Origin of the sequence: Pedobacter psychrophilus, assembly GCF_001652725.1 — a bacterium.
GTDB lineage: Bacteria > Bacteroidota > Bacteroidia > Sphingobacteriales > Sphingobacteriaceae > Pseudopedobacter > Pseudopedobacter psychrophilus.
Map to the genome: position 1 here is coordinate 71,796 of NZ_LWHJ01000030.1, position 21,369 is coordinate 93,164.

At 33.0% G+C, this 21,369-nt stretch carries 21 protein-coding genes; 12 read left to right on the plus strand and 9 right to left on the minus strand.

From position 1 onward, the window contains the following. Positions 1-3: 3 nt before the first annotated feature. Positions 4-903, plus strand: coding sequence for a glycosyltransferase (locus tag A5893_RS14000; RefSeq protein WP_068823213.1), 900 nt, complete (start codon positions 4-6; stop codon positions 901-903). 2 nt (positions 904-905) lie between these two features. On the opposite strand, the gene A5893_RS14005 is transcribed toward A5893_RS14000, so the two are convergent. Both A5893_RS14005 and A5893_RS18210 read right to left on the minus strand, forming a co-directional pair. Beyond that, positions 906-1,652, minus strand: a complete 747-nt coding sequence (locus A5893_RS14005) for a class I SAM-dependent methyltransferase (RefSeq protein WP_068823214.1) — start codon at positions 1,650-1,652, stop codon at positions 906-908. After that, on the minus strand, positions 1,653-2,156 hold the full coding sequence (locus A5893_RS18210) for a serine acetyltransferase (RefSeq protein WP_068823215.1): 504 nt from the start codon (positions 2,154-2,156) through the stop codon (positions 1,653-1,655). It lies immediately after the preceding gene. Between the two features lie 76 nt (positions 2,157-2,232). Between A5893_RS18210 and A5893_RS14015 the strand changes: the two genes are divergently transcribed. Both A5893_RS14015 and A5893_RS14020 read left to right on the plus strand, forming a co-directional pair. Next, a complete protein-coding gene (locus tag A5893_RS14015) occupies positions 2,233-3,489 on the plus strand; it encodes a glycosyltransferase family 4 protein (protein WP_068823216.1) in 1,257 nt (418 codons plus the stop codon). Next, positions 3,486-4,238 carry a glycosyltransferase family 2 protein gene (locus A5893_RS14020; RefSeq protein ID WP_068823217.1) on the plus strand — a complete coding sequence of 251 codons (753 nt, stop codon included), beginning with the start codon at positions 3,486-3,488 and terminating at the stop codon, positions 4,236-4,238. Before A5893_RS14015 ends, A5893_RS14020 begins: the two co-directional genes overlap by 4 nt. A 1-nt stretch (position 4,239) precedes the next feature. Here the strand turns inward: A5893_RS14020 and A5893_RS14025 are convergent, their stop codons facing one another. Further along, the gene (locus A5893_RS14025) at positions 4,240-5,295 is read right to left on the minus strand and encodes a glutaminyl-peptide cyclotransferase (RefSeq protein ID WP_068823218.1); all 1,056 of its coding nucleotides are present in this window, start codon (positions 5,293-5,295) and stop codon (positions 4,240-4,242) included. Positions 5,296-5,594: 299 nt separating this feature from the next. Between A5893_RS14025 and A5893_RS18120 the strand changes: the two genes are divergently transcribed. Then, complete coding sequence (locus A5893_RS18120) at positions 5,595-5,798, plus strand: ORF6N domain-containing protein (protein WP_232456867.1); 204 nt, start codon at positions 5,595-5,597, stop codon at positions 5,796-5,798. Further along, the gene (locus tag A5893_RS18125) at positions 5,780-6,031 is read left to right on the plus strand and encodes a hypothetical protein (protein ID WP_232456868.1); all 252 of its coding nucleotides are present in this window, start codon (positions 5,780-5,782) and stop codon (positions 6,029-6,031) included. Before A5893_RS18120 ends, A5893_RS18125 begins: the two co-directional genes overlap by 19 nt. Positions 6,032-6,169: 138 nt before the next feature. On the opposite strand, the gene A5893_RS14035 is transcribed toward A5893_RS18125, so the two are convergent. Next, positions 6,170-6,535 carry a YraN family protein gene (locus A5893_RS14035; RefSeq protein WP_068823219.1) on the minus strand — a complete coding sequence of 122 codons (366 nt, stop codon included), beginning with the start codon at positions 6,533-6,535 and terminating at the stop codon, positions 6,170-6,172. Next, on the minus strand, positions 6,535-8,454 hold the full coding sequence (dnaG, locus tag A5893_RS14040; RefSeq protein WP_068823220.1) for a DNA primase: 1,920 nt from the start codon (positions 8,452-8,454) through the stop codon (positions 6,535-6,537). Before dnaG ends, A5893_RS14035 begins: the two co-directional genes overlap by 1 nt. Before the next feature lie 259 nt (positions 8,455-8,713). Here dnaG and A5893_RS14045 point away from each other — a divergent pair, with 259 nt between their 5' ends. The 5 genes from A5893_RS14045 to A5893_RS14065 all read left to right on the plus strand — a co-directional run bounded on the left by A5893_RS14045 (position 8,714) and on the right by A5893_RS14065 (position 14,717). Further along, positions 8,714-10,249: a Do family serine endopeptidase gene (locus tag A5893_RS14045; protein ID WP_068823221.1), complete on the plus strand. Its 1,536-nt coding sequence runs from the start codon at positions 8,714-8,716 to the stop codon at positions 10,247-10,249. A 68-nt stretch (positions 10,250-10,317) separates the two neighbouring features. Continuing rightward, on the plus strand, positions 10,318-10,977 hold the full coding sequence (pdeM, locus tag A5893_RS14050) for a ligase-associated DNA damage response endonuclease PdeM (protein WP_068823222.1): 660 nt from the start codon (positions 10,318-10,320) through the stop codon (positions 10,975-10,977). 114 nt (positions 10,978-11,091) lie between these two features. Then, a complete protein-coding gene (locus A5893_RS14055) occupies positions 11,092-11,862 on the plus strand; it encodes a succinate dehydrogenase cytochrome b subunit (protein WP_068823223.1) in 771 nt (256 codons plus the stop codon). A gap of 65 nt (positions 11,863-11,927) precedes the next feature. Then, positions 11,928-13,862 carry a fumarate reductase/succinate dehydrogenase flavoprotein subunit gene (locus A5893_RS14060; protein ID WP_068823224.1) on the plus strand — a complete coding sequence of 645 codons (1,935 nt, stop codon included), beginning with the start codon at positions 11,928-11,930 and terminating at the stop codon, positions 13,860-13,862. A 96-nt stretch (positions 13,863-13,958) separates the two neighbouring features. Continuing rightward, complete coding sequence (locus tag A5893_RS14065) at positions 13,959-14,717, plus strand: succinate dehydrogenase/fumarate reductase iron-sulfur subunit (RefSeq protein WP_198342334.1); 759 nt, start codon at positions 13,959-13,961, stop codon at positions 14,715-14,717. 77 nt (positions 14,718-14,794) lie between these two features. Here A5893_RS14065 and A5893_RS14070 read toward each other — a convergent pair whose 3' ends face one another. Both A5893_RS14070 and A5893_RS14075 read right to left on the minus strand, forming a co-directional pair. Then, positions 14,795-15,922, minus strand: a complete 1,128-nt coding sequence (locus A5893_RS14070) for a TlpA disulfide reductase family protein (RefSeq protein ID WP_068823225.1) — start codon at positions 15,920-15,922, stop codon at positions 14,795-14,797. Next, positions 15,923-17,104: a formimidoylglutamase gene (locus A5893_RS14075; RefSeq protein WP_068823226.1), complete on the minus strand. Its 1,182-nt coding sequence runs from the start codon at positions 17,102-17,104 to the stop codon at positions 15,923-15,925. A 106-nt stretch (positions 17,105-17,210) separates the two neighbouring features. On the opposite strand from A5893_RS14075, the gene A5893_RS14080 reads away from it, so the two are divergent. Together A5893_RS14080 and A5893_RS14085 are read left to right on the plus strand one after the other, a co-directional pair. After that, on the plus strand, positions 17,211-18,185 hold the full coding sequence (locus A5893_RS14080) for an NAD-dependent epimerase/dehydratase family protein (RefSeq protein WP_068823227.1): 975 nt from the start codon (positions 17,211-17,213) through the stop codon (positions 18,183-18,185). A gap of 63 nt (positions 18,186-18,248) precedes the next feature. Further along, a complete protein-coding gene (locus tag A5893_RS14085) occupies positions 18,249-19,538 on the plus strand; it encodes an HAD-IB family phosphatase (protein WP_068823228.1) in 1,290 nt (429 codons plus the stop codon). A gap of 30 nt (positions 19,539-19,568) precedes the next feature. Here the strand turns inward: A5893_RS14085 and A5893_RS14090 are convergent, their stop codons facing one another. Beyond that, the gene (locus tag A5893_RS14090; RefSeq protein WP_068823229.1) at positions 19,569-20,264 is read right to left on the minus strand and encodes a methyltransferase domain-containing protein; all 696 of its coding nucleotides are present in this window, start codon (positions 20,262-20,264) and stop codon (positions 19,569-19,571) included. Continuing rightward, positions 20,257-21,363: a type III polyketide synthase gene (locus tag A5893_RS14095; protein WP_068823230.1), complete on the minus strand. Its 1,107-nt coding sequence runs from the start codon at positions 21,361-21,363 to the stop codon at positions 20,257-20,259. The genes A5893_RS14090 and A5893_RS14095 overlap by 8 nt, the downstream gene beginning before the upstream one ends. Positions 21,364-21,369: the final 6 nt, after the last annotated feature.

The window sequence follows — 21,369 nt, forward strand, 5'->3', positions numbered from 1 at the left end:
CCAATGCAAAATCTAGCACCAATAGCACTTTTTGTTTATAACCGACCGGAACATACTCGGCGAACTTTAAAATTTTTGCAAGCCAATGCCTTAGCGGAAGATTCAAGATTATATATTTTTGCAGATGCAGCTAAAAACATCGAACAAGAAGAAAATGTTAAACTGGTTAATGAGATAATTTCTAATATCGATGGTTTTAAATCTGTACGAATTGTAAGGGCAAAAAAGAATTTAGGTTTGGCAAATTCTATTATTAGTGGTGTAAAAGAATTGGTAAATACTTATGGTAAAGTCATCGTTTTTGAAGATGATTTATTGAGCTCGCCTTATACTTTAGCATATTTTAATGAAGCTTTGGATAAATATCAAAATGAAGAAAAAGTGATGCACATTAGCGCATATATGTATCCTTTGGCTTTCGCCGATGATTTGCCAGAAACCTTTTTTTATAGAGCTGTGCATAGTTGGGGATGGGCAACTTGGAAACGGGCTTGGGATAAATTTAATCCAGATATTGATGAATTGATTGCTCAATTTGATGATGACAAAAAATTCGCTTTTTCCATTGAACACAAAATGAATTTTTGGAAGCAGATGCTAGGTTTTAAAGCTGGGAAAAATAATTCCTGGGCAATTAGATGGTACGCTTCAGTTTTTTTAAACGGAGGATTAAGCTTGAATCCAACTCATTCATTAATCAATAATATTGGACATGATGGTACAGGAACACATTCTAATATCGAAAAAATGTACCAGGTAAATATTCGCCAAAAACCTATCAAACAATTTCCGGATACGATAGAAGAAAATTCAATTGCTTACCAAATGATTAGGAATTTCTTGGCCAAAAGAAAGGGAAATCTTTTTGAAAGATTATTGCGGTTTATCAAACAAAGGATGTAAATCTATTTCCTGGCCTCTAAAACAATATAAGGAGATAATAATTTACTTTCCTGTCTTAATACTTTTGAAACGATTTTCCCCCCAAACCAAATTGTTTTCACAATAGCCTTATCAATTGTAGATTTAGATTCTTTGTTCTCTAGCCAAGTGCTAAAGCCGCCCGTGTAATAAGTTTTTACTTCTTTTAAGCCTAAATCTTGAGCAACTGAACTTAAAAAACTCAAATCCATACAACCAATGTTGTGTTTATCGTAATTGTATTTATCAAAATTATTTTGGACCCAACCATTTACGCCTTTAAAATTCGGAAGTGTAATAAACAAAGTTCCACCTTCGTTTAAAAACATCAAATGTTTCTCTATAATTTCTTTAGTGTTTTCAAAATGCTCAATCAAACCAAAAGAACTCACTAAATCGTATTTTTCGATTGGTTGATAAGTGAATAAATCTGCTTCAATAATATTGATGTCACTGCTTTTTAATTCGTTAAAAGCCAAAAGTTCATCAATTATTTTTTGATGGATGAAATAATCAAAAAGTGTAACTTTTAAATCGAAATATTTCTTTAAAAAAGTGGAATAATAACCTGGAAATCCGCCTAATTCTATTGCAGTTTTAACACCTCTATCTTTTATCAGCTTTGATAAAATGGCGCTAAAAGTATAATCGGGTTTTACCTTAAAAATCAATCCTTTTTTAGATTCCCAAAAGTTTTTCCAAAAGGTATGGTCGGTTAAATTATTGTTCATTTATAAATTTAAAATTATTCTTGCGGGATTTCCCACCACCACACAATTATCAGGAATATCTTTCACCACCACTGTTCCAGCTCCAATTTTCACATCATTTCCAATTTTCACATTTCCAATAATGCAAACATTTGCGCCAATATCAACCCTATTTCCAATTACCGGACAACCACTAAAAGTGCCGTCTTTTAAAATTTTATGTCCAATAGTTGTCGAGTTTCTTAAGATACAATCTTCGCCAAAAACAACACCCTGATTAATTACCAAAGCTTGTCCGTGATAAATTACCAAACCTTTACCAGCTTTGGTTTTGCGGGGAAGTTCTACACACAAAAACCACTCGACAAAAACATGATAAAAACCCAAATAGATGCACAATAATATCGCAATTAAAATATGTCTGTTGGTTAATTGAGCAAACCTGAACATAAAAAGGATAATTCTGCCCTTTAAATTTCCTTTATTCTTTTTTTGATCTTGAAATAAAGAAGAAATAATGTTCATTGATTAAATATTGATGGCATTTTTAATAATTTGCAAGATATTATTAAAAATAATTTTATTCGCATAAAATCAATAAATGAAAGTTTGCCTAATCAATACAGCTGATCATGGCGGCGGTGCTCCCGTTGCCTGCAAAAGATTATTGCAAGCTTTAAAGCCAAAGGTTGATGTTAATTTATTGGTTCAAGAGAAAAAAACGGATGATGAATATATCGTTTCTACTATTGATAATTCTTTAGATCTATTCAAATCTCAAGCAAATTTCTATTTAGAAAGATTGCCTTTTATTGCTTTTCAGGAGAGAGATAAATCGGTAAGGTTTGCGTTTTCACCTTCAAATTCTGGGACTGATATTACTCAAAATAAATACATTCAAAATACCGATATTCTTCATTTTCATTGGATAAATCAAGGTTTTTTATCGTTGAAAAACATTAAATCCTTATTTCATCTCAATAAACCCATAGTTTGGACTTTGCATGATATGTGGACCTTTACCGGAGGTTGCCATTATGCTGGAGATTGCGATCATTTTTTAAATCAGTGTGGTAACTGCAAGTTTTTGCGAAACCCCAATAAAAATGATATTTCACATCGAGGATGGCTGGGTAAAGAAGAAATCTATCAGCAAAATAAGAATATAGTTTTTGTTGCTTGCAGCGAGTGGTTGGCTAATGTTGCAAAATCTAGCAGTTTATTAAAAAATTTCAGGATCGAAGCAATTCCAAATCCTATAAAAACGGAGGTGTACAAACCTTTATATAAAACACTTTTAAAAAAAAAATGGAATATTGCTTTAGAGGCCAAAATTGTTCTTTTTGGTGCAGCAAACATCAATGATAAAAGAAAGGGATTAGTTTATTTGCTAGAAGCTTTAGAAATTCTAAAAAAATCTAACGCTAACTCAAATATTCAAGTCTTGCTTTTTGGCAAGAATAAATCCTTGGATATTTCTCAATTACCTTTCCCTGCTAAAAGTTTTTCGATAGTTAATGATGAGCAACAATTGGTAGAAATTTACAATTTGGCCGATGTTTTTGTATTGCCATCTTTGGAAGATAATTTGCCCAATATGGTAATGGAAGCTTTGTCTTGCGCTATTCCTGTGGTGGCTTTTGATCAAGGCGGAATTCCAGAAATGCTGAGCCATCATCAAAATGGGTATATCGCAAAATATAAATCTTCCGAAGATTTAGCGAACGGTATTTCTTGGGTTTTAAATGTAGAAGGAGAGCATCTTAAAAATAATGCCCGAGAAAAAGTTTTGAATTCTTACAGCGAAGAAGTGGTTGCGGAAAAATATTTGGCAGTTTACAAATCTTTAGTGAAATGAAAGAGCCATTATTAACAGTAATTACCGTTGTTTACAATAATGAAAAACATATTGAACGCACCATAAAATCGGTTATCAATCAAACTTACTCCAAAATTGAATATCTGATTATCGATGGAAAATCTACCGATGGAACTTTAGAAATCATTGAAAAATATAAAGAAAACATCACTAAAATAATTTCTGAGCCGGATAAAGGAATTTACGATGCCATGAATAAAGGCTTAAAATTAGCCAAAGGCGATTATGTTTTATTCATGAATTCTGGAGATGAAATTTATGATAATCAAACTGTTGCAAAGATTTTCTATGATCAGGCTTTCGCCGATATTTATTACGGCGAAACAGAAATGATTGATGAAAACCTGAAAAGTCAAGGGCAACGCAGGCATAAAGCGCCAGAAAATTTAAACTTAGATGGTTTTAAATATGGGATGAGCGTGAGTCATCAAGCTATTTATATCAAAAAATCAATGACCAAACTTTATGATTCTCAATATCAATTAAGTGCCGATATCGATTGGATTTTGGATGCGATAAGTAAAGCTAAAACTATTGTAAACACAAAAATGTATGTGGCTAGATACTTAATGGGCGGCATGTCTAAACAAAAACACCAGCAAAGTTTAATAGAACGTTATCAGATTTTTGAAAAGTATTATGGCTTTTTCCCTAATATTTTTAATCACTTTATTATCGCTTTAAAACTATCGACTTACTATCTCAAAAGAGGAAAAACGAACGATTAATTTAATTTTTAATCGGTTCTATCTGGAAAAGTTTATCCCATTTTTTGCCTGTCACAAAAATCCGATTTCCAGATTTATCATAGGCAATCCCGTTGAAAACATCATTATCTGCATCTGCAATAGCTCCGTGTGGTAAACCCATCATGTTGATATAACCTTCAACAGCGCCAGATTTCGGATTAATAATGGCAATTAATTCTGACTGATAAATATTTGCATACAGTTTTCCATTAATCCATTCCAACTCATTTAATTGCGTTACTGGACCTTTATCATCATAAACTTCTAAGTACCCCTTTGGCAAATAAGTGTTTTTATCCAACATAAAAATACGGTTGCTACCATCTGTATTATAAATGGTTTCGCCATCAAAAGTTAATCCCCAACCTTCGTTTGCATGGTTATATGGAAAGGTTTTTAATACTTTAAAAGTGTTTTTATCGTATTCAAAACCAACTTTTTCTTTATAAGTTAACTGGATAATTTTATCACCAATCATGGTAATTCCCTCTCCAAAATACTGCTTATCTAAATCTGCTTGTTGTACAACTTTACCTTCTAAAGTAGTTTTTCTCAAACTAGAATTTCCGTAGTCGCCGGCACTTTCATATAAAAAGCCATCATGATATTCTAAACCTTCAGTGTAAGATGTAGTAGAATGAGGATAAGTATTGATGATTTTATAACGATAAGAATCAGGTTTTATAGCACTTATTATTACCACATTTGTAGTAGCTTCTTCCTCAACTCCTTTTCTAAAAATTTTTGCAGTAATTAATCTGCTTCCTAAAGCGAAATCTTTGGTATCTAAAGTCGAACCTGTCGTATCTTTTTGAGTTTTAATTTTTAAGGTATCTACAAAATATTGGATAGAATCTACTAAACCATCAGAAAAATTTAAGTTCAGTTTTAGGCTTTCGCCCGATTTTATAACAGCGCCACTTTCAGGATTTACAAAGGAAGAACTGCTTGAGGTATCGTTTTTTTTATTGTCGCATGAAAATAAAAGGGAGACAATAGCAATTAAAGGAATATATCTTAAAAATTTATAAATCATTTTTTTGGATTTGCTTAAAATGTCTAAAATAAAGGAAAGCATTTACTATTTACAACTTTTGTGATATTTTAACATTTATATTAGGGTTTGAATATTTGATTTCCACGTGATTACACCCTAACTTAAAGTCACAAATTGTGATCTCAAACAATAAAAATGTTTATGATATATTTGATTTTAACTTTTATAAATGGCTAAGAAAGAAACATTTCCTATTATCTCTGATGATTCCGTAATTAATAAAATATATTTAGTAAGAAGTCATAAAGTGATGTTAGATAGTGATTAATCAGAACTTTATGGAGTTGAAACCAAAGGTTTTAAATCAAGGCTTAAAAAGGAATTTAGATAGATTTCCTGAGGATTTCATGTTTCAACTGAATGTAGAAGAATGGGAATCTTTGAGGTCACAATTTGTGACCTCAAACAAACGTAGAGGAGGAAGAACCTATTTACCAAATGTTTTACAGAACACGGAGTACTTATGCTCTCGAGTATATTAAATAGTTCGCAAGCCATTCAGGTAAACATTCAGATTGTAAGGATTTTTTCTCGACTAAGAAATATATTAAATGAACAAAGTGATTTCAAAATGGAAATCAGCGAAATAAAACAACAATTAAGCCATCATGATAAAAGCATAGCATTGGTTTTTAATTATGTGGATGAACTGGTGCAACATAAAAACAATCCTGTAAAAAGGAAAAGGATCGGATATAAATCTGATGATTTGTAGGGATTTTTCGAATAATCTAAATTCCGCGGGTTAGGGAGTGAAGCGACATCCTTTTTATTTGCTTGATTGGTGCAAAGCGTAAGGAAACAAATAAAAAGATAAAGCGGAAATGCTGTGAAACCCTTTAATTAAAATATACTAGTAATTCCAAAAAGCATCTTCAATATGATTTATCTCATAGCTTTCAAAACCTTTTTTGAAGAGTATAGCAATTACATCAAAACGGATTTCATGTTTATGATTTACAACATGAACGTATTCTTCTGCCGCCTTAGCAAGTAATTGCTGTTTTTTAACGCTGATAAAATCTTCGGGGTTACCAAAATAATTTCCAGAGCGGGCTTTAACTTCTACAAAAATAATTGTTCTATTTAAGTGAGCGATGATGTCAACCTCGGCTTTGCCAAATGTCCAATTTTCATCTAAAATCTCATAACCTTTGGCTTCTAAAAATGCTTTTGCAATTGTCTCTCCCTTTTTGCCATCATCATTATGGGTTGCCATTATTTAGTAATTACAGAGCCTAAATAATTAGAAATGTAGCGTTCCACTTCTTTTAATTCGAGGTATTCTTTCATTAAAATGATGACGTTGGCTTCGTCTTTTTCTTCTTGAATCAATTTTTGTTTGGCGGTAATCATGGTAGTTACTTTTTTCTTCTTTAAGTGAAAAATGGCACCCATCACGGTCCCTTTTAATCTTTCCACCTCATTTGGTACAGTAATGTTATGCATACTATACCAATTGTCGCTCAAAACATAAGGCGACGAAATCATTGAAATTGCCATAGACGCCATTGCAGAGTCTGGATGTTGGATAAAATCTTTTTCTTTAGGAACGTATCCATTTTCCAATTCATCATGATAATATTGAATCACTTTTTGATAAAGCGGATTAGAGAAAGTAACATCACTTAAATTGGTAATGATGTATGGACCAATTAAAGTATCTGTTAATCCATCCCAATTCACCATTTGATCGCCATAAATCAACAAAACCCTAATCATATCTTTTTCTTGATATTCATCGGTTTCTATAGGCTTTTCTACTAAATATTCTTCAGGAATTGGTGGTTCTTCTTCGCTATTGCGATAAGGTTGTTGGCTATCTTTTTTTGCTTTTGCCAAACGCATTTTGTTCAATTCAGAAATCAAAATGCGTTCTTCCATCTGCAACAAACCGCTACATTCCCTAATAAAAACAGAAGCTTTTATGGCATCGGGTATTTTAGCGATACTTTCTACCACTTCCCTAATTACACCCGCTCTTTTTATAGGATCAGATGCTGCTTCCTTTAAAAGTATTTCTGTTTTAAAAAAGATGAAATCTTTTTTAGCTTTTTCTATATGGGTTTTAAATGCCGAAGCTCCCAATTTTTGTACGTAAGAATCCGGATCGTGTCCATCAGGGAAAAGGACAACTTTTACATCTAATCCTTCTTCTAAAATCATATCCAATCCACGTAAAGAAGCTTTTATTCCTGCTGCATCACCATCATATAAAATGGTAATGCTTTTTGTGAATCTTCCAATTAATCTGATTTGTTCTGTTGTTAGCGATGTTCCTGAACTAGCAACCACATTTTCTACACCAGCTTGCTGTACAGAAAGTACATCGGCATAACCTTCTACTAAAAAACAATTATCTAAATCTCTAATTGCTTTTTTAGCTTGGAATAAACCGTAAAGCACATTAGATTTATGATAAATATCGCTTTCTGGTGAGTTTACATATTTAGGAACTGCTTTATCTGTTTTTAAAGTTCGTCCACCAAAACCAATTACCCTTCCGGTAAAATTATGGATGGGAAACATTACCCTTCCCCTAAATCGATCGTATATTTTTCCTTGATCGTTTTTAACCACCAGGCCAACATCCTCTAAAAAATTTTGTTGGTAGCCATCTTTAATTGCAGCTTCTAAAAGGGCACTCCAATCATCAGGAGAATAACCCAGTTCAAATTTTTGAACAATATCATCCCTAAAACCTCTTTCTTTAAAATAGCTTAAGCCGATAGTTTTTCCATCTTCAGAATTCCACATTCTATCAGCATAAAATTTTGCTGCATAGTTGGAAACGATATATAAACTTTCTCTTTTATCTTGTTCTTGCTTAAATTCTGGAGTTACTTCGGTTTCTTCAACCTCAATATTATATTTATTAGCGATGTATTTTAAAGCTTCTGGATACGAATATTTTTCGTGTTCCATAATAAATCTTACCGAATCGCCACCTTTTCCACAACCAAAACATTTGAAAATCCCTTTTGAAGGTGAAACATGGAAAGATGGAGATTTTTCTCCATGAAAAGGACAAAGCCCAATCATACTTGTTCCCCGTTTTTTCAAATGCACAAAATCACCAACAACCTCTTCCACTTGGGCAGTTTCTAAAATCTTGTCGACGGTTTCTTTCTTGATCATTTGGGATAACAAATTTGCGGAAAATTATATGGAGATTGAAACGATGGTGATTATTATTTGGATTAATAGTGTCTTTATAAGATCAAAACTTAATTATATTTTGATGGTTAATTTAAATAAGTCTACAATTTATCGTGTATTGTTAAAATTTAACATTTTTTAACGCAAAAGCAAATAACAAGATCTTGCAAAAACCGTCTTAATGGTATTATTTTTGAGTTTGTTAATTATCAATCGTAAAAATTAAATAATTAGAAAAATGAATAGAAACGTGAAAAAGATAGGCATAACATTATTAACTGCAATTGTGGGCGGTGCAGTTGCAATTGGCGCTTATAAAATTTTAGAAACAAATTCGATATCGGGAATGAGTTTGGCAGAACGACAAAAAGTTTATTTTGCTAATAATCCCTCAGAAATTACCTCTTCTACCGGTGCAGTAGATTTTACTCAAGCGGCAGCTTCTGTTTCACCTGGAGTAGTTCATGTTAGAACTACCTATAGTAAATCAATGGCCCAAAATGGAGGTAATGATCCATTTGGAGATATGTTTGAAGATTTTTTTGGTAGAAGACAACGGTCAACTCCTAATCCAAATGCACCTGCACCAATGGGAAAAGGATCTGGTGTAATTGTGACAAGTGATGGTTACATCATGACAAATAATCATGTGGTAGAAGATGCAGAAAAAATTGAGGTTATCCTTTCTGATAAAAGAGTGTTATCAGCAAAAGTAATTGGTAGGGATAAGAATACCGATTTAGCTTTAATAAAGATTGAGGCCTCTGAATTACCTATCGTAAAACTAGGAAACTCTGATAATGTAAAAGTTGGCGAATGGGTTTTAGCAGTTGGTTATCCTTTAACTTTAGAATCAACAGTTACTGCTGGAATTGTAAGTGCTAAATCTCGTCAAATAGGAATTTTAGCGCCACAAATTGATAGGAACAATTTCGATCCTAACAATCCTCCACCAAATTCATCAATTGAATCTTTTATCCAAACAGATGCAGTTATCAATCGTGGAAATAGTGGGGGAGCTTTAGTAAACACCAATGGAGAATTGATAGGAATTAACTCTGCAATTGCATCACAATCCGGCACTTATGAAGGATATGGGTTTGCTATTCCTGTAAATCTTGCTAAAAAAGTGATGGACGATTTCTTGAAATATGGAGAAGTTAAAAGAGGTTATATAGGTGTAACTTTTCAAGAGCTTAATTTTGATAATGCAGAGCAATTAGGCACTAAAGAAATTGAAGGGTTATATGTTAATTCTACTGTTGAAGGTGGTGCTGCTGCAATAGCAGGACTTAAAAAAGGAGACATTATTAAAAGATTAAATAATAATGATATCACATCTTCAGCAAGTTTGCAAGAAAAAATTGGAACCATGCGTCCGGGTGATAAGGTAAGCCTTACAGTTTTGAGAGATGGTAAAATGAAAGATTTTAATCTGATACTTAAAGGCGATACAGGAACAAAGTTGGCAAATAGTGGTAAAGAGGTTACTGAGGTTGCAAATAGTTTAGGTGCTACTTTTAATACTTTAAATGATGCTACCAAGAAAAAGTATGGTGTTGCTAATGGAGTGGTAGTTACAAGTATTACTGCCGGTAAAGTTTTTGATATGTATGAGATTCCGAAAGGAACCATTATTACTAGCATTAATGGAAAAGGTGTTAACGACAACGATCAAGTGATGGCGGCTTTAAAACAAAATAGTTCAATGGTTGATTTAAGAGGTGTAACCCCAGATGGAAGTACATTTAGGGTAACTTTTCCAGTCAAATAATAAATCATATATATTTATTTTCTAAGTCCTGATGGCTATTCCATCAGGACTTTTTATTTTTGCGGTTGATGAAGGAAGAAGGATTTCAATTTATTTTTAAAGGTGAAGAATTATGGCTTTTACCAGCCAAAGCAATTTGGTTTCCCAAATATCAAATACTACTAGTTTCAGATACACACATGGGCAAGGGTGCGCATTTCCGTAAATCTGGAATTGCTATACCAACTGCAATTGCTCAAGAAGAATTAGCCTGTTTAACAGACTTGATAGATGCTTATCAACCAAAAGAATTGATTTTTTTAGGTGATCTTTTTCATAGTGATATTAATAACGATTTAGCATGGTTTAAACTTTGGAGAGAATTTCACCATAAGGTAAGAATGATACTAGTTAAAGGAAATCATGACATTTTGCCTTCTCATTTTTACAAGCAGATAGAGTTAGAAGTTGTTGATGAAATGAGTATCGGAGAATTTGATCTTTATCATGATTTGCCCAAAACGCAAAATGAAAAATATGTTTTGTCGGGTCATATACATCCAGGAGTTAGAATTCAAGGCAAAGCCCGACAAGGTATTAATTTACCTTGCTTTTACTTTGGAAAATATAATGCCATTTTACCAGCATTCGGAAAATTTACTGGTAAGGCAATAATAAAATTAAAAGAAGGAGAAGTTAGTTTTGCTATAGCAGGAAAAAAAATAGTTCCAATAAACTTCACCAAGTAATTATTTAAAACGTTTCTAAATAATCAAATAATTTGATTTCATTAGCTGGAATGCTATTTTTTCATTTCATATTAAATACTTTTGCAGTTCTAAAAAACCTTTAAATACCATATAATGAGTAATTTTTCCAACGCATTCTCTTCTACCCTCGGGAAAAAATTAGTGATGTGTTTAACCGGATTGTTTTTATGTTCGTTTTTAATCGTTCATTTAACCGGTAATTTTCAGCTTTTTAAAAATGATGATGGATTAGCGTTTAATCAATACGCTCATTTCATGACCCATTTTACGCCAATAAAAGTAGTTTCTTATCTTTTATATAGCTCTATTATTATCCATAGTGTTTGGGCAATTATTATTACGCTTCATAATAGAAAGGCAAGACCTCAAGGTTATGCCATTAAACCAAAAGATGGCAGTATTTGGTCATCAAGAAACATGGGCATTTTAGGAACAGTTCTTTTTGTGTTTATAGTGGTACACATGAGTAATTTTTGGTACCAATACCATTGGGGAGAAACCCCTTATGTAGAATATCGTACTGATTTGAATACCGGCGCAACCATTACTAAAGAAATCCAAGCGTCAGAATTTACAGATTATGTGAGCTATATAGATAATGGGGTAGAAATCACAAAATCGAAAGATTTATATAAAGAAACCCAATTTGCTTTTCAACAATGGTGGCTAGTTGCTTTTTATGTTTTAGCAATGGCTGCATTAGCTTTTCACTTGGTGCATGGTTTTCAAAGCGCTTTTCAAACATTAGGCTGGAATCATCATAAATATCGTCCTTTAATTAAGTTTGTTGGATTTTGGATATTTTCAATTTTAATCCCACTAGGTTTTGCAGCAATGCCATTGTATTTCTTTTTTTTAAAATAAGATTATAAATCATGTTAAAAACAATCTCTTTTTGGGCTTGTTAAACATAAAAATATATAAACAAGATGATGTTAGATGCTAAAATTCCTAGCGGCCCGTTAGCCGAAAAGTGGAACAAACACAAATTCGATCTAAAACTAGTTAACCCTTCCAATAAACGAAAATACGACATCATCGTTGTTGGAACTGGATTGGCCGGTGCTTCTGCGGCAGCTTCTTTAGCAGAATTAGGTTACAATGTAAAAGCATTTTGTTTTCAAGATAGTCCAAGAAGGGCGCATTCTATTGCCGCTCAAGGTGGTATTAATGCAGCAAAGAATTATCCAAATGATGGTGATTCAGTTTTCCGTTTGTTTTATGATACCATTAAAGGTGGCGATTATAGATCAAGAGAAGGAAACGTTTATCGTTTAGCAGAAGTTTCTGTAAATATTATTGATCAATGTGTTGCACAAGGCGTTCCTTTTGCTCGCGAATATGGTGGTTTATTAGATAATCGTTCTTTTGGTGGTGCTCAAGTATCAAGAACTTTTTACGCTAGGGGACAAACCGGACAACAATTATTATTAGGTGCTTATTCTGCTTTAAACCGTCAAATCAATCTCGGTAAAGTAAAAATGTATACCCGTTCTGAAATGTTAGACGTGGTAACAGTTGATGGAAAAGCGCAAGGAATTATCACCAGAAATTTAATTGATGGAACTGTAGAAACTCATGCTGGCCATGCTGTACTTTTATGTACCGGAGGTTATGGCAACGTGTTCTATCTTTCTACCAACGCAATGGGAAGTAACGTTACTGCAGCTTGGAGAGCTCACAAACGTGGTGCTTATATGGCTAACCCATGTTATACACAAATCCATCCAACTTGTATTCCAGTTTCTGGGGATCATCAGTCTAAGCTTACGCTGATGTCTGAGTCGTTAAGGAATGATGGTAGGGTTTGGGCGCCAAAAACTGTTGAATTAGCGCAAAAAATACAAAAAGGCGAAATAAAAGCAATTGATTTAAAAGAAGATGAAAGAGATTATTTCTTAGAACGTAAATATCCATCATTTGGAAATTTGGTTCCTAGAGATGTAGCCTCAAGAAATGCAAAACAGGTTTGCGATGAAGGACGCGGAGTTGGTAAAACAGGTTTAGCAGTTTATTTAGATTTTGCAGACTCTATTAAAAGATTGGGGGAAGATACAGTAGCTGCTAAATATGGTAACCTGTTTGATATGTATCGCCAGATTACAGATGAAAATCCATATAAATTACCAATGAGAATTTACCCTGCGGTACATTATACAATGGGTGGTCTTTGGGTTGATTATAATTTGATGACATCTATTCCCGGCTTATATGCTTTGGGAGAAGCTAATTTTTCTGATCACGGAGCAAATCGTTTAGGTGCATCTGCATTAATGCAAGGTTTAGCTGATGGTTATTTTGTGATTCCTTACACTTTAGGAGATTATCTTGCTAAAATTGGTCCAGCACCAATTGATGCTAACCGCCCTGAATTTGCAAAAGTTAAATCTGAGGTTGAAGATCGTATTAAAACGTTACTTTCTTTAAGAGGAAATAAAACAGTTGATGAATATCACCGCGATTTAGGAAAAATCATGTGGGAATATTGCGGAATGTCTCGTGATGCCGAAGGACTTAAAAAAGCAAAGGGCATGATTAGCGAATTAAGAGCTGATTTTTGGAAGAATGTTATTGTGTTAGGAGAAAATGAAGAAGTAAACCAATCATTAGAAAAAGCAGGAAGAGTTGCAGATTTCTTAGAACTGGGAGAATTGATGATTGATGATGCCTTAAACAGAGATGAATCTTGTGGTGGACATTTTAGAGAAGAATATCAAACTCCAGAAGGTGAAGCTTTAAGAAACGATGATGATTTTGCTTATGTTGCTGCTTGGGCTTACCAAGGCGATAATATGCCAGAAGAATTGCACAAAGAGCAGTTAGAGTTTGAAAATGTTAAATTAACACAACGTAGTTATAAATAGGTAGAGAGTAAAAAGTAGAAAGTAGAAAGTAAAAAGACAATTGTCTGGATACCAATTACTCAATACTCATTACTAGCTACTCAATACTAAAAAGAAATGAGTGGAAACATGAACCTGACGTTGAAAGTATGGCGTCAAAAGAATAGCAGTACTTCTGGTAAATTTGTGACTTATAAAGCACCAGAGATTTCTCCGGATATGTCTTTCTTAGAAATGCTAGACGTGGTAAACGAAGGTTTAGTTAAGAAAAGTGAAGATCCAATCCAATTTGATCATGATTGTCGTGAGGGAATTTGCGGAATGTGTTCTTTAGTTATTAATGGAGAACCACATGGTCCTAAAAGAGCAACAACAACTTGTCAGTTACACATGAGGTCTTTTAATGATGGCGATACCATTGTGATTGAACCATGGAGAGCATCCGCTTTTCCAGTTGTAAAAGATTTGGCAGTAGATCGTTCTTCTTTTGATAGAATTCAACAAGCTGGAGGATATGTTTCTATAGGAACTGGAGGTGTGCCAGATGCAAATGAAATAGCAATTCCTAAAGTAATTGCTGATGAAGCATTTAATTCTGCAACTTGTATTGGTTGTGGCGCTTGTGTTGCAGCTTGTAAAAATGCTTCTGCAATGCTATTTGTATCAGCAAAAATTTCGCAATATGCAATGTTGCCTCAAGGTCAACCAGAGCGTTATGCTAGAGCAGAAGCAATGGTTTTACAAATGGACGATGAAGGTTTTGGAGGTTGTACAAATACTTATGCTTGCGAAGCACAATGCCCTAAAGAAATTAAGGTTACTAATATCGCCAGAATGAACAGAGAGTTTTTTAACGCCGAGTTTATTAAAGGATAATAATTTATCGATATAAATAAAAAGCCTCAAAATTTGCGAATTTTGAGGCTTTTGTGTTTAAAATACTTTATAAATTATTATTTCTTTGCTGCTAAAACTTCTTTCAATTTATCCATTAAATCTTCGCCTCTTAAATTTTTAGCTATTATTTTTCCATTTGGATCAATCAAAAAGTTTTTTGGGATTGCGTTAATGCCATAAGTGCTTGCTATTTGATTAGAGCGGTCTAAAAGCTGCGTCCAAACTAAACCATCCTGTTTAACAGCTTTGGTCCAAGCGTCTTCTTTTGTATCAATAGAAATCCCTAAAACCGTAAAATTTTTATCCTTAAATGTTTCATAAGCTCTAACCACATTAGGATTTTCTTGTCTGCATGGTCCACACCAAGATGCCCAAAAATCTAACAACACATATTGGCCTTTAAAGCTTGAAAGTTTGATTGCAATTTGTTCGGCAGTTTTCTCTTCAAAATCTGTAGCTATCACACCAATACCAGTTTTTTGTTCTAAATCTAGTTTTGCATTTATTGATTTGGCCAATATATTTTCTTTCAATTCTGGAGATAAACCTTCGAAAGCTTTCTTAACCTGTTCAACATCCATATCTTCAGTTGCCAAATCTGTATTTAATGCATATAAACTCACATAAGATTTCGGGTTTTTAATAATAAAATCTGCAATTGCAGATTTTCTATCAGCTAATAAAGCTTCATATTTATTTTGAAAGCCTTTTAAGATAACCTCTTTATTTTTTTTATCAGCTGGTAAACCATTAAATTCCTGGTTTAAAGCAATTAATTTTGATTCAATTTGCGCTGTACTATTATTTAATGCTTTAGAATTTTCAAATATTGATAAACCCTTTACATCTGCTTTAGCGACAGAATCTTTTGCTATTAAAGTTGCATTGCCAGGCTCAATAAAAAATCTGTAAATATCTTTTGGACTTTGTTTATCATTTAAATCATTTCCGCTGTGGTCTAATAATAAAATAGCTACAGAAGGACTGTTTAAATCAACATTAAACTCAAATTTTCCATTTAGCGTTTTAGCGGAATCTAACTTTTCTCTTTGATCTGCTATATGAATCAAATAGATATTTTTATCAGATTGTAAATTTTTAATCTCGCCTTTAAGGCTAAAATTTGTTTGGGCTTGCGCCGATAAAGTAAACAGGAATGCAATTGCAACCAATAAATTTTTCATTTAATTCAATTTTTGATAAGTGCGCCACCATAAATCTGGCATTTCTCCGGCTATAGCCAACTGATAATCATCATATAAGCAAGGAACCAAATGATAACGTTCGTTTTTAGAACCCATTGTAGGATACGGCACTTGCATCCACCACCTGTCTGTTTTTTTACTTTTTATAAAGATAAGCTCATGGGCATCATCTTGTAAACTAGTTTTGTAAATGGTATAATCTGTTTTTGGTTGCAATGGAATATCTTTTTTCCGATTGTAAAATCCATCTAAAAAGCACCAAACCATCTGTGCTAGCAACATCGCTGTTTGTCCATTTTGATCATAAGCAGGATTAAATTCATAAAATCCTATTGAGCTTAATTTATCGCTATAACCAGCATATCTTGCTAACTGACAAGCTTCTTCACCATAAAAACCGTTTGGACTAGCATTGCCATTTGCCATTGCGTCAGAAGCTCTAATACTAGAAATATCAAAACTTATCATATCCGCATTTCTGATGACAGGTTCTGCAATATGAATGGCACCGCTTATTTCTCCAAGTCGTTGCGCATCAAAAAATAGCTTATCCATTACCCGCAAACTATCCTGGTTAATATAATAAGTCTGGAAACCCAAATTGCTAAAGTTGAAAAGGTAATTTGGTTGATGTAAAAATATTTTATTTAAATAGGAAATAGAATTGGTAACAATCGTGTCTTCAGCAGATTCATCTAAATCAAAATGAGAATCAATTACTACCAGATCTACTTTTTGCTCCAACACTTCATACGCCATATATTGTGCATAAGTAAGGTCTTGGCTTCCGCCGATGATAAGTGGAAAAATATTGAGTTTTATTAGCTCGGAAACAACCATTTTAAGAGCTATATAAGTATCAGAAACTTTTTCTCCAGCTTTGATATTTCCTAGATCAACAATTTTAGATTTAAAATTTCCCTCATTTAAACTGTATAGCTTTTCTCTTACATAATCTGGTCCTAATGCGCAACCTTGATTATTTATAGCGCCTCTATCATCTAAAACACCAATTATTGCTATATCAAATTTACGCTCCTCCAAATCAGGAAAAGCTTGTTCATAAACCTCAATTTTAACCCCTAAATGACTGGCATAATAGCCATCTTTTGGAGTAATTTTAGATACATTAATGGGAGAAAAAAAATCGGCTAAAGACATATTAAAACAATTCTTTCAAATATCTATTTTTTAAATTAAATGAGGGATAAGATTTAATTTTTTATTCTATTACCTTTGAATGGATAAGAAATGATAAGCCTATAAAATGATATTAATAACAGGAGCAACAGGGTTTTTGGGTACAGAATTGGCTTTTCAGCTTTTACAAACGGAAACAAAAATTAGATGTGCCAAAAGGGAGCATTCAAAAATTCCGCTTAAACTTAATCCTTATGCAAATAATATCGAATGGGTTAACGCAGATATTTTAGATTTATCAGATTTAGCTGAAGCTTTTAAGGATGTTACAAAAGTTTTTCATTGTGCAGCTTTAGTTTCTTTTGAAACAGATTTAAAAAAGAAAATGCTTGCTGTAAACGCAGAAGGAACTGCAAATGTGGTTAATCTTTGCATAGAAAATAACATTGAAAAGTTAGTTCATGTAAGCTCTATTGCTGCCATTGGAGAAGCCAAAGGCGATGAATTGATAACAGAAAAAAATTTTTGGGAAGGTTTTGAAAATCATGATGGGTATGCCGTTTCTAAATACCGCGGAGAAATGGAGGTTTGGCGAGGAATAAATGAAGGGTTAAATGCAGTAATCGTTAATCCCTCAGTTATTATTGGCGAAGATGCAGGAAAAGAAGGCAGTGGGGCAATTTTTGAAACTATTAGAAATGGTTTTAAATATTATACCCAAGGTGGGACAGGTTTTGTGGATGTTAAAGATGTTGCAAAAACTATGATTTTATTGATGACTGGTGATATTGTTAATGAGCGTTTCATTTTAAATTCTGAAAATATCAGCTATAAAGATTTATTTGCTAAAACTGCCCAAATTTTTGGTTTACCAATCCCTGAAAAGGAGGCAAAACCTTGGATGTTAAATATGGCTTGGCGATTAACAGCATTAAAAAACTGGATTACTAAATCTAAAGGTGGGCTAAATAAAGCAACTGCAAATAACGCCTCAAAGATGAGTGCTTATAGTAACGATAAAATAAAATCTGCTTTAAACTTTGATTTTATTCCTCTTCAAGAATCGATTACCAAAATCGCAAACAGTCTAAAATCTGCTTAAATATCAATTAAATTAGCTTTTGCTAAATGATTTATGCAATTTTAGGGCTTAATAATAATTGCTTTGAAGCCATATTTCATTATAGATTTTGATAGTACTTTTACGCAGGTAGAAGCTTTAGACGAGTTAGCCCGTATTTCTCTTAAAAATCATCCTGATAGGGAAATTATTTATCAAAAGATTGAAGATTTAACTAATCTAGCCATGGAAGGCAAGCTTTCTTTTTCAGAGAGTTTGGCAGGCAGGGTTAAGCTTTTAAATGCAAAAAAATCGCATTTAGATTTATTGGTAAAGCATTTGAAGAAAAAAGTTTCTTCCTCTTTCACTAGAAATAAGGCATTTTTCAAAAAACATGCAGACGAAGTTTTAATTGTTTCTGGTGGTTTTAAAGAGTTTATCACACCTGTAGTTACACCTTTTCACATCAAAAAGAAAAATATTTACGCCAATACTTTTGTTTTTGATGCCGATGATAATATTGTTGGTTACGATGAAGAAAACCCATTATCGCAAGAAAATGGAAAAGTAAAGCTGATGAAACAAATGCCATTAACAGGCGATATTTATGGTATTGGCGATGGTCATTCTGATTTTCAGTTGAAAGAATCAGGAATGATTAAAAAGTTTTTCGCCTTTACAGAAAATATTGAACGCAAAGCAGTAATGGAAAAAGCGGACCATGTTGCTGCCAGTTTTGATGAGTTTTTATATGTGAATGATTTACCACAAGCTATTTCTTATCCTAAAAATCGGATTCTTTGTTTGTTGGTAGGAGATGTTCCTCAAGAAAGTATCGATTATTTAAAGAAAGACGGTTTTTCTATTCGTCATAAAGCAACTTTTGAAGATAAATATGTAAAAGATGTTGGAATGCTTTTATTGGGAGATGGTGAAACCATTTCTGATAATGTTTTGAAGCAAGCGGTTAAGTTGAAAACTTTAGGATATTGGGGAAATGCTAAGGATAAAATCAATCTTTCTATTTGTACAGAAATGGGAATGGTAGTTTTTGATAGTTTAAAAACTCCCAATAATAAAACGCTTATTGCCAAAAGAATGGCAGATTTTATCAATACAGGAACTACTTTTAGAAGCACAAATTTTCCAAATTTACAACTTCCAAAAATTGCTGGCTCATTCCGATTAATTCATATCCATAGAAATGTGCCGGGTATTATGGCAAAGATAACCAAGGTTTTAGCCAAACATGAAATCAATATTTTAGGTCAGTTTTTAATGACTAACACCCAAATTGGTTATGTAATTACTGATACTGATACTAGCTATGATAAAGAATTATTAAAGGAATTACGGAAGATTGAAAATACAATAAAGTTTAGGGTTTTGTATTAAAGTTGGTTAAACTTTATAATTACTTCCAAATCATTTCCAAATCACAACCTGCCATCTAAAAGCCCACATCCATTTGATAGTATATTTTTGAGCTCCAGCTTTTTGCAAAAGATTTACCAGATCTTTTTTGCTGAAACTCCTCAAAACAGAAAGTTTACTGTCATGCTTAACCATTGGCGATTTTGAGAATAATTGAGTAAGCAATCCTATAGAATGATATGCAAACGGGTGGCGATGTAAATCATTAATAATTACCGCTTTTTTAGCGGCGAAAAGCATTTTTTTGATGAGTAAAACCCAGGCATCATCATCAAAATGATGGGTAAATAAACTGCTGATTACTACATCAAATTCGTTTTCTTTAAAATTTTCTTTTAAAACATCGGCTAATCTGAAACTTAGATTTGGATAATTTTTATTAGTTTCCATTGCATATTCAACTGCAGATTCAGTAGCGTCCACTCCAATAAATCGAAGGTTTAAATTCTGCTTTCTAAAATATTTATCTAAAACTTTTAAGCTATCTCCTCCTCCGCAGCCCCAATCAGAAACTGTATTTCCATTAGATAGATTTACTTTTTTAAATGCATCATAAAAAACAGAAAAACCACCTAATAATTTATTGATGGTTTCTAATTCTGCTAAAACTGGGTCAATTTCTTGATGGTCTAGCGCAAAATTATCCATAATTTCAAGCTCAATACTTCGCTTGCTAAAATCAGGCATATTTTAAAATCATGCTTTCAAAAGTTAATCCCGGGCCAAATGCAAAACTCATAATTTGTTCCTCAGACTTATTAATTTTTAATTTTTTACTCAATTCTGCCAATACAAAAATCACGGTGGTAGAAGACATATTTCCGAAGTTTTTCAAAACTGTATAAGCAGGTTCGTTCTGCAATGTAGAAAGCTTAAAAACTTCATCGCACACCTCTAAAATTTTTCTCCCTCCGGGATGTATTGCAAAAGAACCAATTTCATCAATCGCTAAATTGGCTTTTTTTAAAAGCTTGTCAGCTATGTTTTTAATACCAGATTTTATTTGTTTAGAAACTTTATTTGTCAGCTGCATCTCAAAGCCATGGTTGCCAATTTTCCACGCCATTTCATTTCTTGCCTCAGTTACCACTTCAGTATAAAAAGAATTAATTTCAAAAAGTTTCTCTTCTGCGAATTCTTCATTTTTTACAATAACTGCAGATGCACCATCTGCAAAAAGAGAGTTTGCCAACCAATTATCTAAAGTGTTTTCTCTTTGAAAATGTAAAGTGCAAAGTTCTACATCAACAATCAAAACAGTTGAAGTTGGTTGAGCTCTGCAAATATAATCAGCAACTTTTAATGCATTAAAAGCCCCATAACATCCCATAAAATTAATGCAAGTACGTTCAACAGAAACATTTAAACCTAATTTTTCTACAATTTCTATATCCAAACCAGGAGCGTACATTCCTGTACAGCTTACCGTGATTAAATGTGTAACCGTTTTTTTATCAAAGTTTTTAAGGTTTTTTGTGCAATCCTCAATCGCCGTAAGGCTTAAATTTAGGGCATGCGATTGAAAGATATCTCCTCTTTTAGAAGTTGTAGGAAAAGGTTCTAAGCCTAAATCGTTGCCAAAAAAATCATAATCGCCTCTTTCTTTTCCAAAATCATTTAAAACAGAATGGCGAAAATCAATTCCTGAACCTTTGTAAAGTGATTCTAAGCGACGGGAATTATTATCATCTAGTTGATGAGCATCCTTCATGAAACTAAAAATCTGCTCTTGAGAAAACTTATTTGAAGGGTTGCTTGTCCCAATTGCCGAAATAATGCTGCCCATCTAATC

Excerpts from the sequence above, each read along its gene's own strand:
- A5893_RS14025 (WP_068823218.1), bottom strand. The coding sequence starts at position 5,295 with ATGATTTATAAATTTTTAAGATATATTCCTTTAATTGCTATTGTCTCC.
- dnaG (WP_068823220.1), bottom strand. The coding sequence starts at position 8,454 with ATGATCAAGAAAGAAACCGTCGACAAGATTTTAGAAACTGCCCAAGTG.
- A5893_RS14080 (WP_068823227.1), top strand. The coding sequence starts at position 17,211 with ATGATATTAATAACAGGAGCAACAGGGTTTTTGGGTACAGAATTGGCT.
- A5893_RS14045 (WP_068823221.1), top strand. The coding sequence starts at position 8,714 with ATGAATAGAAACGTGAAAAAGATAGGCATAACATTATTAACTGCAATT.
- A5893_RS14095 (WP_068823230.1), bottom strand. The coding sequence starts at position 21,363 with ATGGGCAGCATTATTTCGGCAATTGGGACAAGCAACCCTTCAAATAAG.
- A5893_RS14005 (WP_068823214.1), bottom strand. The coding sequence starts at position 1,652 with ATGAACAATAATTTAACCGACCATACCTTTTGGAAAAACTTTTGGGAA.
- A5893_RS14075 (WP_068823226.1), bottom strand. The coding sequence starts at position 17,104 with ATGTCTTTAGCCGATTTTTTTTCTCCCATTAATGTATCTAAAATTACT.
- A5893_RS14090 (WP_068823229.1), bottom strand. The coding sequence starts at position 20,264 with ATGCCTGATTTTAGCAAGCGAAGTATTGAGCTTGAAATTATGGATAAT.
- A5893_RS14060 (WP_068823224.1), top strand. The coding sequence starts at position 11,928 with ATGATGTTAGATGCTAAAATTCCTAGCGGCCCGTTAGCCGAAAAGTGG.
- A5893_RS14020 (WP_068823217.1), top strand. The coding sequence starts at position 3,486 with ATGAAAGAGCCATTATTAACAGTAATTACCGTTGTTTACAATAATGAA.
- A5893_RS14055 (WP_068823223.1), top strand. The coding sequence starts at position 11,092 with ATGAGTAATTTTTCCAACGCATTCTCTTCTACCCTCGGGAAAAAATTA.
- A5893_RS18125 (WP_232456868.1), top strand. The coding sequence starts at position 5,780 with ATGCTCTCGAGTATATTAAATAGTTCGCAAGCCATTCAGGTAAACATT.
- A5893_RS18210 (WP_068823215.1), bottom strand. The coding sequence starts at position 2,156 with ATGAACATTATTTCTTCTTTATTTCAAGATCAAAAAAAGAATAAAGGA.
- A5893_RS14065 (WP_198342334.1), top strand. The coding sequence starts at position 13,959 with ATGAGTGGAAACATGAACCTGACGTTGAAAGTATGGCGTCAAAAGAAT.
- A5893_RS14015 (WP_068823216.1), top strand. The coding sequence starts at position 2,233 with ATGAAAGTTTGCCTAATCAATACAGCTGATCATGGCGGCGGTGCTCCC.
- A5893_RS14070 (WP_068823225.1), bottom strand. The coding sequence starts at position 15,922 with ATGAAAAATTTATTGGTTGCAATTGCATTCCTGTTTACTTTATCGGCG.
- A5893_RS18120 (WP_232456867.1), top strand. The coding sequence starts at position 5,595 with ATGGAGTTGAAACCAAAGGTTTTAAATCAAGGCTTAAAAAGGAATTTA.
- A5893_RS14000 (WP_068823213.1), top strand. The coding sequence starts at position 4 with ATGCAAAATCTAGCACCAATAGCACTTTTTGTTTATAACCGACCGGAA.
- A5893_RS14035 (WP_068823219.1), bottom strand. The coding sequence starts at position 6,535 with ATGGCAACCCATAATGATGATGGCAAAAAGGGAGAGACAATTGCAAAA.
- pdeM (WP_068823222.1), top strand. The coding sequence starts at position 10,318 with ATGAAGGAAGAAGGATTTCAATTTATTTTTAAAGGTGAAGAATTATGG.